Here is a 13817-nt window from a genome sequence, read left to right on the forward strand (position 1 = left end):
GCTGAATGTTCAGCATTACGAACCGTGATGAACTCATCCAGGGGAGAGCCATGCCCTCTGTGCCGCCGCGCGTTGTTGCCCTTGCGGGCATGCTCGCCGCCGCGACCGGCGCCGAGCCGCAGGTGACCGAGACACCCGGCGCGTTCCGGGTCGACGCCCCTCTCCCCTCCCCTCTGAGCAGCGCCATCCACAGCACGATCCTCATGACGCTGGCGCACGGCGACCGCTTCGGCCACGAGGCCGGCGCCGACGGCATCGCCCGGGTGTGGGCCGAGATCGACCACCCCGCTCCGAGACGAAGGAGATCCGACATGCCAGAACCGGCCGGGAGCGCTGCTCCTGGGGACGCGGAGTACCGCACGCTGATCACGCACACCTCGGAGTGCACGGCCTGCCGCTCGGACCGGGCCGAGTGCGAGGTCGCCGTCCGGCTGAGCCGCGCGTGGCGGGCGGCCCGCCGGTGATCCCCCTCATCTGTGTCGACTGCGACCGGACCATCACGGGTCCTGCCGTGATCACGGCGGAGGGCCACTCGGCCTCGGGCGCCCGCCCCGACGCCTACGCCCATCCGCCGGGCTCCCCGGAGTGCCGGCCCCCCGCGCGCAGCCGCGGCCACCGCATCAGGAAGGCGCTCGCGGAGAGCCGGGTCCGGCACTGAACACGGGGCTGAGCACGGCGCTGGACACGGGGCGGATTCAAGTGGCGGCCGGGAGCGACGAGATGGGCGTGCTCGCCCGACGGATCGGCGCCCGCCGCGCACCGGCTGCGGACGAGACGGACGGCACGGAACATCTCGCCGCCCGGTGCCGTGCGGCACTCCCCGGGACCCTTGAGCGGGCCGGAAGAATAAAGGATCATGTCCGCTCGTCGCAGTCGTGGAACGAGGAGGAAGACCAAGTGGGCGAGCGGGAACCCCGAACGAGGCCGGATCTCGAACTCATACCCGCCTACCGGCCGGGCCGCTCCGTGAGCTCCTCCGGGGCGAAGCACGAACGCACGTACAAACTCTCCTCCAACGAGAACCCGTTCCCGCCGCTGCCCGGCGTGGTGGAACGGGCCGTCGCGGCCTCGGCGGGCATCAACCGCTACCCCGACGCGGCGTGCGGGGACCTCGTCCGACAACTCGCCAAGTACCTCGACGTGCCGGAGTCCCACATCGCGACCGGCACCGGCTCGGTGGGCGTCACCCAGCAGCTGCTCCAGGCGACGGCACAGCCCGGGGACGAAGTCCTCTTCGCCTGGCGGTCGTTCGAGGCGTACCCGGTGCTCACGCAGATCGCGGGCGCGGACTCCGTCCGGGTCCCGCTCACCGCGCGGGCCGTGCACGACCTCGACGCGATGGCCGCGGCGATCACCCCGCGCACGAGGCTCGTCTTCGTCTGCAATCCCAACAACCCCACCGGAACCATCGTGCGCCGGGCGGAGTTGGAACGATTCCTGGACCGGGTCCCCTCCGACGTGCTGGTGGTCCTGGACGAGGCGTACATCGAGTTCGTCCGGGACGACGACTACCCCGACGGCATCGAGATGTACCGGAACCGGCCCAACGTCTGTGTACTGCGCACCTTTTCGAAGGCGTTCGGGCTCGCGGGGCTGCGGATCGGCTTCGCCGTGGCGCACGAACCCGTCACCGAGGTACTGCGGAAGACGGCCGTTCCGTTCGGTGTGACCCAGTTCGCCCAGGACGCGGCCGTCGCCTCCCTGGAGTCGGTCGGGCCGATGCTGGAACGGGTGGCCGCGCTCGTGTCCGAGCGGGACCGGGTGACCGCCGCGCTGACCGCACAGGGGTGGACGGTCCCGCCGTCGCACGCCAACTTCGTGTGGCTCGCCACCCATGAGCGGACGACCGCGTTCACGCGCGCCTGCGAGGACGAGGGCATCCTGGTGCGCGCCTTCGACGGCGAGGGCGTCCGGGTCAGCATCGGGGAGCAGGCCGCCAACGACCGCTTCCTCCTCGCCGCGGAGCGCTTCCGCACGGAGACCGCCGGCTGAACCCTCGGGTCACCGGGCCGCGGGCCGAGTCGGTGCGGACGGGCCGGGCGAACTGATCCGCCGCGTGCGCACCGCCGACCTCGCCGGTCCGCGAGGGCTCCGGCAGCCGAGGAACAACGTGCCCGACGACGCCACCGCGGTCTTCTGCCGACCCACCGATCGGTGAGCCTCCGGGCTCTTCCGGTATCCGAGCAGTGGCCGACACGCAGCGCGCGTCGGCCACTCGGCGTTCCAGGAGATTCGGGGCTCCGCGTTTCCCGGTGAGATCGGGGCCCGGCTCCGGGAGCAGCCCGGCGTCGTGGACGCGGTGGTGGAGTTCCGGCCGGTCGCCGGTGGCGAAGCGGTCCTGCCGGCCCACGTGGTCCGCGTGCGGGCCGGTTCAGGCGCCGGAGGCTTCCAGGACCCGGCGCCGGACCGGGCCGCCGAGGGCCCACTGCCCGAGGGCCGCGGCACCGCACAGCGCGGCGCAGGTGTACCAGAGGACGGGGGCGCCCGCCTCCAGCAGACGGGTGCCGCCGAGGGGCGCGGTGAAGGTTCCGAGCCCCCAGGCAAGCCCGTACAGGCCGTTGTACCGGCCGCGCAGGTGCGCCGGGGCGAGGTCGGCGACGAGGGTGGAGCCGATCGACGTCAGCAGGACCTCGCCCACCGTCCACACGGCGACCGCCGCGCCGTACCCGAGCGTGCCGGACGCCCAGGCGGTGGCCGCGTTGCCGGCGCCCATCAGCACCATGCCGAGCATCAGCCCGTGGTTGCGGTCGAGCATCCCGAGCCGGTGTCCGAGCAGCGGCTGGAGCACCACGACGGTCAGGCCGTTGACGGCCATCACCAGGCCGTACGAGGACGTGGGCAGACCGTTCCTCTCCATGGCGAGCGGCAGCGTGGTGAGGGCCTGGACGAAGACGAAGGCGCACAGGAGGGTCAGGCAGACGAAGGCGACCATCACCCGGTCCCGCAGGACGTCGGCGACCCGGCCCTGGCTGGTTTTCACCTGTTGAGCGGAGGGTTCCGGCACGCCCCGCCAGACGAGCACCCCGAACAATGCGCAGCTCAGGGCGTCGATCCAGAACAGGGTGAGGAACCCTTCCCTGGCCAGCGCCCCACCGAGCGCCATGGACAGGGCGAAGCCCAGGTTCACCGCCCAGAGCAGCATGCCGAAGGCCCGCGGGCGCCCCTCGGCCGGAATCAGGTCGGCGACGATCGCCTGGGACGCGGGCCGGAAGAGGTCCAGGGTGACGCCGAGCAGGAACACCACGACCACGGTGACCGGGGTGCTCTCGGCATAACCCAAGGTCAGCATGAGTGCGCCGGTGGCCAGCATCCCCCCGGTCAGCGCCACGCGCCGGCCCCAGCGGTCCGCGATCACCCCGCCGATCGGCTGGGAGAGCACGCTTCCCACGCCCAGTACGGCGAGAACGACGCCGACTTCGGTGGCCGTGAATCCCCGTTCGAGACTGAGATAAAAAGAGAGAAAAGGGATGACCATCGTGCCGAGGCGGTTGACCAGAGTGCCCGCCCAGAGAATCCAGAAAGGCCTGGGCAGCCCGCCGAATCTAGCCTTGAATATGACCGAAAAGTGCCTTGCGGCACCGGCCTCCTGCTTGGTCCACATGGGCGGGAATCTTTGCACGGTAACGGCCGGAATGTCGAGAGGCGCCTAATGCCGGCCGCAGCCCAGATACTGAGATGCGAGTTGACCGATCGTAATCGCGCCATGAAGGATGTGCGACGCCGCACCATGCGACGGAGGAAACAGTGAGCAACAATTCTCCTACGGGAGGGCATTCGCATGTCGTTCTCGTGGACACCTACGAGACGGCCTCGCACGGAGTTCCGCAGACCGCCCGCCACATAGCGCCCGCATTCATCCGGGCCGGATTCCCGTGCGTGCGCGTCCAGAGCTCTCCCGAACCGCCCGCGGTATACCGGTCGTCCCGGCCGACGCTGGAGAATTACGCGGCGAACATCGTGCACGACGGAGACCTCGACCGGACCCTGAAGGAACTGGCCCCCTACCGGCCGACCGCGGTGGTGGCCGGCGGCGAGTACGGCGTCGCCTTCGCCGACGTCCTCAGCGAGGCCCTCGGGCTCCCCTCCTCCAACGGCACCCGCCTCAGCGAAGCCCGCAGGGACAAGGCCCTGATGACGGAGGCCGTCAGCGCGGCGGGCCTGCGCACGGCCCGGCAGCTGCGCGTCGAGACCGAGGCCGAACTGGTCGCCTGGCACCAGGAGACCGGCGGCCGGATCGTCGTCAAGCCGCTGCGCAGCGCGGGCGGCGACGGTGTCTCGTTCTGCGACACCCCGCAGGACTCGGCCGCCGCGTTCCGCCGCCTCATGGGCTCCCCCGACGTCTTCGCCGCCACCAACACCGCCGTCCTCGCCCAGGAGTACCTGGTGGGTACGGAGTACATCGTCAACACGGCCAGCCTCGACGGACAGCACCACGCCGCCGAGATCTGGCGGAGCTCCCGGTACTCGGTGAACGGCGTCACCGACATGTCCGGTGCCTGCTACATCGTGCCGCGCCGGGGCGAGGAGCAGGACGCGCTGGTCGAGTACGCCTTCGCCGTGCTGGACGCGCTGGACATCCGCAACGGCCCCGCGCACGTGGAACTCAAGATGACCCCGCAGGGCCCCTGTCTCATCGAGGCCGGAGCCCGCCTTTCGGGTGGCGACCTGCCGTACTACGCGCAGCTGGCCACCGGCGAGTCCCAGCTCGACTGGGCCGTCGACGCCTACCTCCGGCCGCGGCGTTTCCTCGCCCGCCGGGGCGAGCCCTACGAGATCGACCGGTATTTCGCGTGGGTGGCCTTGATCTCTCCGGTCGAAGGCAAACTTTCGGGATACCGGGACATCGAGCGGATTGCCTCGATGGAAAGCTTCCGTGAACTGTGGCAGCTCACCAAGCCCGGGGACCGGATCGTGCCTACCGTGGACGACACGACATATCCCGTGATCATCAATCTCATGCATGAAGTGGAAGAGATGGTCATCCGCGACATGGGAACCATCCGATATCTCGACGGAATGGGTTTCTATGAAATCGCGCAGTGATCATCCCCTTCCCTTCACGCCGAAGGAGGGGGACCTTTCTTGATTACGCAGATCGACACCTATCAGGAGACCGAGGCATTCACCGCTGAGGTCGTCCAGACGCCGCGCTACCGCTCGGCAGCCACCCTTGCCGACGACCCCGCGGGCCTGACCTGCAGCGTCACCGTGGGGATGCGCTGGGCCGCGACCGAGGGACGGGCCGGCCGGCTGTCCGGATATCCCTCGTTCGAGCTCGCCGCCGAGTCGGTGAAGGACGGCCGGCACGACGCACTGCTCGTCGCCGGGGCGTATCCGGAGATCCGCTCCTTCTTCTTCGACCCGCGTCTGCGCGCCGTCGAGGCATTCGTCAGCGCGCTCCCGGACATGGTCCTGGCCGCTCCCGAGGAACACGCCGCTCTCCGCCGGTTCGACACCGTCTACTACCACCCGGCGACCAGAGTCCTGTTCGAGAACTCCGTCGAAGGACGGACCGACAGGGCGATCCAGGCCACCTCCAACAGCACCGCGTGCCGCGACGCCCTGGAGAACCCGGGCCGGGCCGCAGCCATCACCAACCAGCTCTGCGCGGACCACTACGGCCTGAGGACCCTGGAGGTGCTTTCGGCCGGCACGCCCATGAGCTTCGTCGTCTTCGAGCGCAAGGACCGGCTGTGACGTCCGAACTCCTGCGGACCGCCATCGCGGTCGACAAGTCGCTCGACGCCGGAGCGGTCGCCAACGCGTCCGCGATCGTCATGGGACAGCTGGCGCGCCTCGACGACCGCGTCTACGCGGACGACGTGCGCGACTCGGAGGGCTCGCTCCACGCGGGCATCCGCTTCAACACCATGGTGCTCGCCGGCCGCAGCAGCCACCTGACCGCCCTCGCGGAGGCCGCCCGGGCCGAGAACCTGCCCACCGCGGTGTTCACCGTCGAGGGCCGGTCCCTCAGCAACTCCTTCGAGGAGTACCGGGACTTGATCGCCCGGTCCGCGCCCGGCGAGCTCACCGTGTGCGCGGTCGGCGTCCTCGGCGAGCACGAGCTCGTCCGCACCCTCACCAAGCGCTTCAGCGTGTACCGCGGCTGAGACGGCCTGGAACGGACTGTGCGTGACCTCCCCGACCGCGGCACGCGACGCTGTGGTGCGACCCCGGGAAACGACGGAGCGCCCCGACCGGCCGGAGCCTGTCGGGGCGCTTCGCAGCAGGTCGGAGGAGGTCTCTCCCGCCCTGCGATCGGTAGGCCGTGTGGGACTCGAACCCACAACCAACGGATTAAAAGTCCGCTGCTCTGACCAATTGAGCTAACGGCCCCTACCGGATCACCCACGAGCATAGCCCGCCCGGACCCGCGAGCCGATCCGGTATCCCTTGACGGGCCGCTGCGCCGGGGAAGCGGACACCACCCGAGGTGTCCGCGCGGGCGGATCGTGACCTTGTGAACGGCGGTACGGGTACCGGCGACGGGGTCACGGCCGACCCGTCCCGGCGCCCGCGCCCCGAAGTCCGGATGCGGGCCCGGGCCCCCGCACACCCGTAACGCCGTACACCACCCGTACCGCCGTACACCCCCGTGCCGCTGTACTACCCGTCAACGCGCCAGGGCCCGTACACCACCTCGCGGTGTGTGTACGGGCCCTGGCGTCGGATCGGACGGCTCAAGCGGCCGTCAGGTCGCGGGTCCGCCGGTCGGCGGTCCGGACGACCGGTCAGCCGTTGCGCTTCCAGCGGGGCTTGTCGTCGCGGCGGCCGAAGCTGCCGGTGTTCGTACCGGTGTTGCCGCGGTGGTCGTCACGACGGCCCTGCGGGCGGTCGCTGGCGCCGCCGGAGCGGAAGCCGCCGGCCGGACGGTCGTCACGACGGTCGCGGTTGAACGGACGGTCGCTGCCACCGGAGCGGAAGCCGCCGGAGGGGCGGTCGTCGCGACGGTCGCCACCGGAGCGGAAGCCGCCCGACGGACGGTCGTCACGACGCTCGAAGGAACGGCCACCACGGTCGCCGCCACGGTCGTCACGACGGTCGCCACCGGAACGGAAGCCACCGGACGGACGGTCGTCACGACGGTCGCGGTTGAACGACGGACGGTCGTCACGACGCTCGAAGGAACGGCCACCACGGTCGCCGCCACGGTCGTCACGACGGTCGCCACCGGAACGGAAGCCACCGGACGGACGGTCGTCACGACGGTCGCGGTTGAACGACGGACGGTCGTCACGACGCTCGAAGGAACGGCCACCACGGTCGCCGCCACGGTCGCCACCGGAGCGGAAGCCGCCCGACGGACGGTCGTCACGACGGTCGTTGCCGCCGCGGTAGCCGCCACGGTCGCCACCGCGGTTGTCGCGGCGCTCGTAGTTGCCCCGCTCGTCACGGCGCTCCTCGCGGACCGCCGGCTGCGGCTCCGGCACGGCGACGGCGGCCTCGACGGCTGCCTCCGCCTCGGCGACGGCCTCGGCCACCGCCTGCTCCGGGTCGTCGCCCCGCTCGCGCGCGGCACGGGCCACCAGGCGGTCGGCCTCCTCGCGGAGCTCACCGGCGCGGCGCTGCACGTGCTCCAGCTGCTTGGTCAGCTCGGCGACCTCACGCTCGGCCTGCTTGGCGGCGTTGTTCGCGGAGTCGGCCTGGACCTCGGTGAGCGAACGCGCACCGGTGATCTCGGCGACCTCGGGCTCGAAGACGCCCGCGCCCTGGACGATGTGGCGCGAGGCGTCGACGCCCGCGTCCTCCATCAGGCGGAAGATCTGGCGACGCTGGTGCGGGAGCGCCAGCGAGACGACGACACCGGACTTGCCGGCACGGGCGGTACGGCCCGAGCGGTGCAGGTAGTCCTTGTGGTCGCCGGCCGGGTCCACGTTCAGCACCAGGTCGATGCCGTCGACGTGGATGCCTCGGGCGGCGACGTCGGTGGCGACCAGGGCGTTGACGTAGCCCTTCTTGAAGTCTTCGAGGACGCGGGTACGGGCACCCTGCGTCATGCCGCCGTGCAGCGCGTCGGCCTTCACGCCGGACTCGATGAGCTGCTCGGCGATGCGGTCGGCGCCCAGCTGGGTGCGGACGAAGATGATCGTGCGGCCCTTGCGGGCGGCGATGGCGGCCGTGACCGGCGCCTTGTCCTTCGGCTTCACGACGAGGACGTGGTGCGACATGGTCGAGACGTTGCCCTGGGCGCTGTCGACCTCGTGCGTGACCGGGTTGGTCAGGTAGCGCTTGACCAGGGTGCCGATCTCGTTCTCCATGGTGGCGGAGAAGAGCATCCGCTGGCCGCCGCCGGGGATCTGGTCGAGCAGCTCGGTGACCTCGGGCAGGAAGCCCAGGTCGGACATCTGGTCGGCCTCGTCGAGGACGGCGACCTGGACGTTCGCGAGCGAGCAGGCGCCGCGGTTGATGATGTCGCGCAGACGGCCCGGGGTGGCGACGAGGACGTCGACACCGCGCTCCAGGGCGTAGATCTGGTTGCCCATGGACGTACCGCCGCAGACGACCTTCATCTTGAGGCCGAGCACGTCGCCGTACGGCTGGAGCGCGTCCGCGACCTGCATCGCGAGCTCACGGGTCGGCGTGAGGATGATCGCGCGGGGCTTCTTCTTCTCGGTGTGCCCGCCGGCCAGCGCGGCCAGGGTCGGCAGACCGAAGGAGAGGGTCTTGCCGGAGCCGGTGCGGCCGCGGCCCAGGATGTCCTTGCCGGCCAGGGCGTCCGGGATGGTCGCGGCCTGGATCGGGAAGGGGCTGGTCACGCCGTTCTGCGCCAGCTTGCGGACGATGCCCTCGGGCAGGCCCAGCGAGGCGAAGGTGAGAGTCGGCTCGGCGTCCTCGTCGGAGACGGGGGCCTCGTCGGAGACGGTCTCGGCGGGCGCTGCGGCCTCGACGGACTCGGTCTCGACGACGGGAGCCGCGACCTCGGCGGCCTTCTCCTCGGTCACCTCGGCGGCGACGGGAGCTGCCTCGGCCACGACGGCCTCGGCGGCGAGCTCGGCGGTCTGCGCGAGCTCCGTGTCGATGTCTGCGGACATGACGGTGTGGTCAGAACTGGAAATTGACATGCGAAATGCGAAACCTTCCGGAGTCTCGGCACGCGCCCGTAACTCCGTGTTTTCGCAATTTCGACCGCCTCAATGCGGTCCAGCCACGGCAAGGGAGAGTACGCGCCACACGGCGCTCTTCTGTGTCGGCGCCGGGCAATGGGATCAAACGATCTACTACCATACGCACCCTCCCCCACTTTGTGCAAACCGCCCTTCTTCAGCACCTCGCCATACCGCCTCCGACCTGCGGTGATGCCCAGCATGGGCAGCACCGGCCCGGGCGGTCATTCCGCCGGGGACGCGGCGGGCGACGACGGCTCCTGGGGCGTGGCCGGCGACTGGGCGGGCTGCCCCGGACCGCCGCCCGCGTCACCGCCCGGGGCCGGTTCGCTGGCGGCCGGCGGCGTCGGGTCGGGCGTGACGGGCTCGACCGTGACGACCGGGGCACCGGGTCCCGCCGTGATCCCCGGCGGGACCACCACGACCGCACCGCTCCCGCTGGGCGTCGGCAGGCCGGGGCCCCGGTCCGCCGCCGAGGGGCTGGGCGAGGCGGGATCACCGGAGTGCTTCGGGTCCGGCTTCCCGTCCTCGGCGCGGTCGGTGTGGTGGCGGCCGCCGGCACCCGGGCCGGAGCGCCCGGACGCACCGGACGCCCCGCTGTCCCGCTCCTCGGCGGCCCCGGCCGCCCCGGCGGACTTCGTGGGGCGGGGGCCGGACTTCTCCGCGTCCACGCTCACGCATCCGAGGGAGGCGCCCAGCATCAGCGCGGTGAGGACCGCCCAGCGGACGGGAACGGGAAACGGGCGCACGGGGCACCTCCGGGAGGGAACGCGGGAACGGGTGCGTGGTACCCAACTCCCCGGACCCCGCCGGGGACACGCCCGCGGAGCAACCGGTGGGCGGCCCGGGGGACGACCGGAGGGACGGCCGGTGGGCGCCCCGGGGGACGGCCGGTGGGTGTCACCCGCCGAACCCGGCCCCGCCCGCCACCTCCGCGCCGAGGAACACCGCGCCGAGCCCCATCAGGACCGAGGCCACCACGTTCGCCCCCGCGAGGAAGGCCCGCCCGGTCTCGGCCAGCCGGAGGGTCTCGTACGAGAAGGTCGAGTACGTCGTCAGCGCCCCGCAGAGCCCCGTACCGAGCAGGGCGTACGCCGGCGCGGAGACGGCGGCCCCGGTCAGCGCCCCGAGCAGCAGGCTGCCCGCCGCGTTGACCGCGAAGGTGCCCCAGGGAAAGACGTACGGCAGCCCCGCCCCGGGGTACCGCCGCACGAAACGGTCCGTCAGGTACCGCAGCGGGGCGCCCACCGCACCGCCGACCGCCACCAGCAGCCAGTTCACCGCGCACCTCCGGTCGTCGCCATCATCACCGGCGGCCGGTTCACCGCATGCCCCCGGTCGTCGCCATCAGCATCGGCCGGTTCACCGCGCACCGTCGCGCGCACGCCGCGCACGGTCCACGCACGCCCGCGTGAGGGCGGCCCCCGCCCACACCCCGGCGAGCGCGGCCACCACCGTGCCGGCCGCGTACGCCAGGGCGGTCGGCACCTCCTGGCGCGCCAGCAGCTTCGCGGCGTCGGTCGCGTACGTGGAGAAGGTGGTGAAGCCGCCGAGCACGCCGACCCCGAGGAACGGGCGCACCAGGGGGCGGGTGACCGCGGACCGTTCGACGGTCAGCACCATGAGGACGCCGATCAGCGCGCAGCCGACGGCGTTGACGACGAAGACCGTCCAGGGGAAGGCCCCCGCGGCGGTCGGCCAGGCCAGGGTCGCGGCGTAACGGGCCAGCGTGCCGAGCACCCCGCCGGCCGCGACCACCCCGAGCACCGCCGCCTCGCGCGGCCCGGACCGCGCGGGGACCGCCCCGGCCGGAGCGGTCCCGCCCGTCCCTTCCGACACACCCGCACCGGAACCGCTCACGCGTACCCCAGGGCGTGCAGCCGCGCGTCGTCGATGCCGAAGTGGTGGGCGATCTCGTGGACCACGGTGATCTCCGTCTCCGCGACGACGTCCTCGCGGGTCTCGCACATCCGCAGCGTCGGCCCCCGGTAGACGGTGATCCGGTCCGGCAGGACGCCCGCGTACCACTCGCCCCGGTCGGTGAGCGGGGTTCCCTCGTAGAGCCCGAGCAACTCGGGGTCGCCCGGGTCCGGTTCGTCCTCGACGAACACCGCGACGTTGTCCATCAGCCGCGTCAGTTCCGGCGGAATCCGGTCGAGCGCCTCGCTCACCAGCTCTTCGAACTGCTCGCGCGTCATCTCCAGCACCCCGCCATTGTCACGCACCCCCGCCCCGGCGCACCCGCCCGGCCGACACCCGCCCCGTACGCCCCCGTAAGCCCCGAAGCGTCCTCGGCCGCCTCCGGGGCGCGTCCCCGTACGCGGGCAGGCACCGGCCCCGCCGCATGTCCGGAGCGCGGACCGGGCATACGGGTCCAATGGCGCGCGTCCCGTTCCGTCCGTTCCGTTCCGCCCGTGTCCGCCAGAACCAGAACCAGAGCCAGAGCCAGAGCCAGGGCCAAGGCCGGAGCCGAGGCCGAAGCAGAAGCCACAGCCGCAGCACCCGGACGGCCCCGATGCCGGTGCCCGTGCTCGCCGGGGCCCGGCCGCATCCGCTGGTGCGGGTGCTCGTGATGCTCGCGGTGGTGGTGCTGGGTGCCTGGCTCGGGCTGCTGGTCGTGGGGGACGTGAAGACGCCCGTCGGCCCCATGGACACCACGATGGCCCTGCGCCCCTCGCTCACCGGGGGCACCCGGGTGGACGTCTCCCCGCTCGGCGCGCTGGAGCTGGACTCGCACGTCGCGCCGGTCCGCCTCGACGTGGACGTGGACCGCCTCGACCCCGAGCGCTCCCAGCGCCTGGTGGAGCAGCCCGAACGTTTCTCCGGGCTCCAGGACGAGGTCACCCGGGACGTCGCGGACGGCGCCCGGGAGCTGGCGGTGCGGTCGGTGGTGGCCGTGCTGACCGGGGCGACCGCGCTCGGGCTGATCGTCTACCGGCGCCCCCGCCCGGCCCTGGCCGCCGGCGGGCTCGCGCTGGTGCTGCTGGCCGGATCCGGCGTCAGCGCGTACGCCACCTGGAACCCGAAGTCGGTGCTGGAGCCCAAGTTCTCCGGGCTGCTCTCCAGCGCCCCCTCGGTGGTCGGCGACGCCCGCTCGATCGTCACCGAGTTCGACGTCTACCAGCAGGAGCTGGCCCGGCTGGTCACCAACGTCACCCGGCTGTACGACGCCACCTCCACGCTCCCCGTCTACCAGCCGGACCCGGGCACCCTGCGGGTCCTGCACGTCTCCGACATCCACCTCAACCCGGCTTCCTGGCACATCGTCGCCTCGCTCGTGGAGCAGTACGACATCGACGTGATCATCGACTCCGGCGACACCATGGACCACGGCACCACCACCGAGAACGGCTTCCTCGACCCGATCCGCGACCTCGGCGCCCCGTACGTCTGGGTGCGCGGCAACCACGACTCGAAGGAGACCCAGAAGTACCTCCGGGGCCTCAAGAACACGCACGTCCTGGACGAGGGGAGCGCGGTGACCGTCGCCGGGCTGCGCATCGCGGGCACCGGCGACCCCCAGTTCACCCCCGACCGGACGCTGGCCCGGGGCGGTGAGGCGGCGGAGCGGATGGCCGGTCTCCGCCTCGCCTCCGCCCTCCGCGACCAGACCTCGGCCGGCACTCCGGTGGACATCGCGGTGACGCACGATCCGCAGGCCGCGCGGGAGACGGACGGCACGGTTCCGCTCGTGCTCGCCGGCCATGTCCACCACCGGGTCAACGAGGTGCTCCCGCTCGGCACCCGGCTGAAGGTGGAGGGCTCCACCGGCGGCGGCGGGCTGCGCGCGGTGCAGAACGAGAAGCCGGAGAAGGTGCGCGCCTCGGTCCTCTACCTGGACCGCGCGACCCGGCGGCTCCAGGCCTGGGACGAGATCACGCTGGGCGGACTCGGCCTGACGACGGCCGAGGTGAGCCGCCATCTGCCGGAGGAGAACTCCCCCGCCACGACCCCGTCACCAACCCCGCCGACCCCACCGGCCTCGTCGGCCGACCCGACGTCCAGCCCGTCGCCGACCCCGGTCGGCGCCCTGCCGGACAGGTCGCCCGGCACCTCACCCCGTACCTCGCCCGACAGGCCGCCCGGCGCACCCAACCCGTCGCCGTGACCCGGCCGGGAAACCGTTTTGGCGTTAGCTCCGGCATCACATATGCTTCTCACGTCCCCGACGCGCTGGAAAGCGAACCGGCGGGCCTTTAGCCCTCATCGTCTAGTGGCCCAGGACGCCGCCCTTTCAAGGCGGTAGCACGGGTTCGAATCCCGTTGGGGGCACGCACAACCTTGCGCATGCGAATTCGTTCGCACACGCAAACATGGTCCTGTGGAGCAGTTTGGAGTGCTCGCCACCCTGTCAAGGTGGAGGCCGCGGGTTCAAATCCCGTCAGGACCGCTTGCAGATCACTTCGGTGAACTGCGTGGCTGGGTAGCTCAGTTGGTACGAGCGATCGCCTGAAAAGCGATAGGTCGCCGGTTCGATCCCGGCCCCAGCCACCAGAAACAGAGTCCCGGACGTCATGGCGTCCGGGGCTCTGTTGTTGTGTGCCCCAGCAAAGAATCTGGTCTGACAGCAATCGGCTCCAGAGCCCTACCGATGCTGACACGGTGCTGACATGTCAGCACCGGAATGGCACCGTTTAGGGCTCTCGCACCCCTCTCGCTCCCGCGCAGAACCCGTGCTTCTCCAGAACCGCGCCACATGCTGCCCCATGCGGC

General features: G+C 71.6%; 12 protein-coding genes and 4 tRNA genes. 9 read left to right on the forward strand and 7 right to left on the reverse strand.

Annotated elements, in window-relative coordinates:
- Positions 1-50: 50 nt before the first annotated feature.
- Positions 51-464: a hypothetical protein gene (locus OG599_RS15915; protein ID WP_327176640.1), complete on the forward strand. Its 414-nt coding sequence runs from the start codon at positions 51-53 to the stop codon at positions 462-464.
- A gap of 433 nt (positions 465-897) precedes the next feature.
- The gene (gene hisC, locus OG599_RS15920) at positions 898-1992 is read left to right on the forward strand and encodes a histidinol-phosphate transaminase (protein ID WP_327176641.1); all 1095 of its coding nucleotides are present in this window, start codon (positions 898-900) and stop codon (positions 1990-1992) included.
- Positions 1993-2371: 379 nt separating this feature from the next.
- Here hisC and OG599_RS15925 read toward each other — a convergent pair whose 3' ends face one another.
- On the reverse strand, positions 2372-3601 hold the full coding sequence (locus tag OG599_RS15925) for an MDR family MFS transporter (protein ID WP_327176642.1): 1230 nt from the start codon (positions 3599-3601) through the stop codon (positions 2372-2374).
- A 188-nt stretch (positions 3602-3789) separates the two neighbouring features.
- Between OG599_RS15925 and OG599_RS15930 the strand changes: the two genes are divergently transcribed.
- From OG599_RS15930 to OG599_RS15940, 3 genes are read left to right on the forward strand one after another with little or no spacing between them, the layout of a single operon-like run.
- Positions 3790-5043 (forward strand): ATP-grasp domain-containing protein, encoded by a 1254-nt coding sequence (locus OG599_RS15930; protein WP_327176643.1) that lies wholly within the window; start codon positions 3790-3792, stop codon positions 5041-5043.
- A 39-nt stretch (positions 5044-5082) separates the two neighbouring features.
- A complete protein-coding gene (locus OG599_RS15935) occupies positions 5083-5697 on the forward strand; it encodes a hypothetical protein (protein ID WP_327176644.1) in 615 nt (204 codons plus the stop codon).
- The gene (locus OG599_RS15940) at positions 5694-6110 is read left to right on the forward strand and encodes a DUF2000 family protein (protein WP_327176645.1); all 417 of its coding nucleotides are present in this window, start codon (positions 5694-5696) and stop codon (positions 6108-6110) included. The genes OG599_RS15935 and OG599_RS15940 overlap by 4 nt, the downstream gene beginning before the upstream one ends.
- 152 nt (positions 6111-6262) lie before the next feature.
- Here the strand turns inward: OG599_RS15940 and OG599_RS15945 are convergent.
- From OG599_RS15945 to OG599_RS15970, 6 genes are all read right to left on the reverse strand, one after another.
- Positions 6263-6336 (reverse strand) — tRNA-Lys (locus tag OG599_RS15945).
- A gap of 395 nt (positions 6337-6731) precedes the next feature.
- Positions 6732-9062, reverse strand: a complete 2331-nt coding sequence (locus OG599_RS15950) for a DEAD/DEAH box helicase (protein ID WP_442809437.1) — start codon at positions 9060-9062, stop codon at positions 6732-6734.
- Between the two features lie 266 nt (positions 9063-9328).
- Positions 9329-9853, reverse strand: a complete 525-nt coding sequence (locus OG599_RS15955) for a hypothetical protein (RefSeq protein ID WP_327176647.1) — start codon at positions 9851-9853, stop codon at positions 9329-9331.
- 151 nt (positions 9854-10004) lie between these two features.
- Complete coding sequence (locus OG599_RS15960; protein WP_327176648.1) at positions 10005-10385, reverse strand: fluoride efflux transporter FluC; 381 nt, start codon at positions 10383-10385, stop codon at positions 10005-10007.
- Positions 10386-10466: 81 nt separating this feature from the next.
- Positions 10467-10943 (reverse strand): fluoride efflux transporter FluC, encoded by a 477-nt coding sequence (locus OG599_RS15965; RefSeq protein WP_327176649.1) that lies wholly within the window; start codon positions 10941-10943, stop codon positions 10467-10469.
- A gap of 17 nt (positions 10944-10960) precedes the next feature.
- Positions 10961-11311: a metallopeptidase family protein gene (locus tag OG599_RS15970; RefSeq protein ID WP_327176650.1), complete on the reverse strand. Its 351-nt coding sequence runs from the start codon at positions 11309-11311 to the stop codon at positions 10961-10963.
- Between the two features lie 170 nt (positions 11312-11481).
- On the opposite strand from OG599_RS15970, the gene OG599_RS15975 reads away from it, so the two are divergent.
- The 4 genes from OG599_RS15975 (at position 11482) to OG599_RS15990 (ending at position 13598) form a co-directional block, all read left to right on the forward strand.
- A complete protein-coding gene (locus OG599_RS15975) occupies positions 11482-13212 on the forward strand; it encodes a metallophosphoesterase family protein (protein ID WP_327176651.1) in 1731 nt (576 codons plus the stop codon).
- Positions 13213-13303: 91 nt separating this feature from the next.
- Positions 13304-13376: transfer RNA gene (locus OG599_RS15980), tRNA-Glu, on the forward strand.
- A 43-nt stretch (positions 13377-13419) separates the two neighbouring features.
- Positions 13420-13494 (forward strand) — tRNA-Asp (locus OG599_RS15985).
- 27 nt (positions 13495-13521) lie between these two features.
- A tRNA-Phe gene (locus OG599_RS15990) sits at positions 13522-13598 on the forward strand.
- Positions 13599-13817 lie beyond the last annotated feature (219 nt).

Source organism: Streptomyces sp. NBC_01335 (assembly GCF_035953295.1).
Taxonomy (GTDB): Bacteria; Actinomycetota; Actinomycetes; order Streptomycetales; family Streptomycetaceae; genus Streptomyces.

What these genes read in the sequence shown, in the direction of transcription:
- OG599_RS15915 (WP_327176640.1), top strand. Translation starts at nt 51, where the DNA reads ATGCCCTCTGTGCCGCCGCGCGTTGTTGCCCTTGCGGGCATGCTCGCC.
- OG599_RS15925 (WP_327176642.1), bottom strand. Translation starts at nt 3,601, where the DNA reads ATGTGGACCAAGCAGGAGGCCGGTGCCGCAAGGCACTTTTCGGTCATA.
- OG599_RS15950 (WP_442809437.1), bottom strand. Translation starts at nt 9,062, where the DNA reads ATGTCAATTTCCAGTTCTGACCACACCGTCATGTCCGCAGACATCGAC.
- OG599_RS15975 (WP_327176651.1), top strand. Translation starts at nt 11,482, where the DNA reads ATGGCGCGCGTCCCGTTCCGTCCGTTCCGTTCCGCCCGTGTCCGCCAG.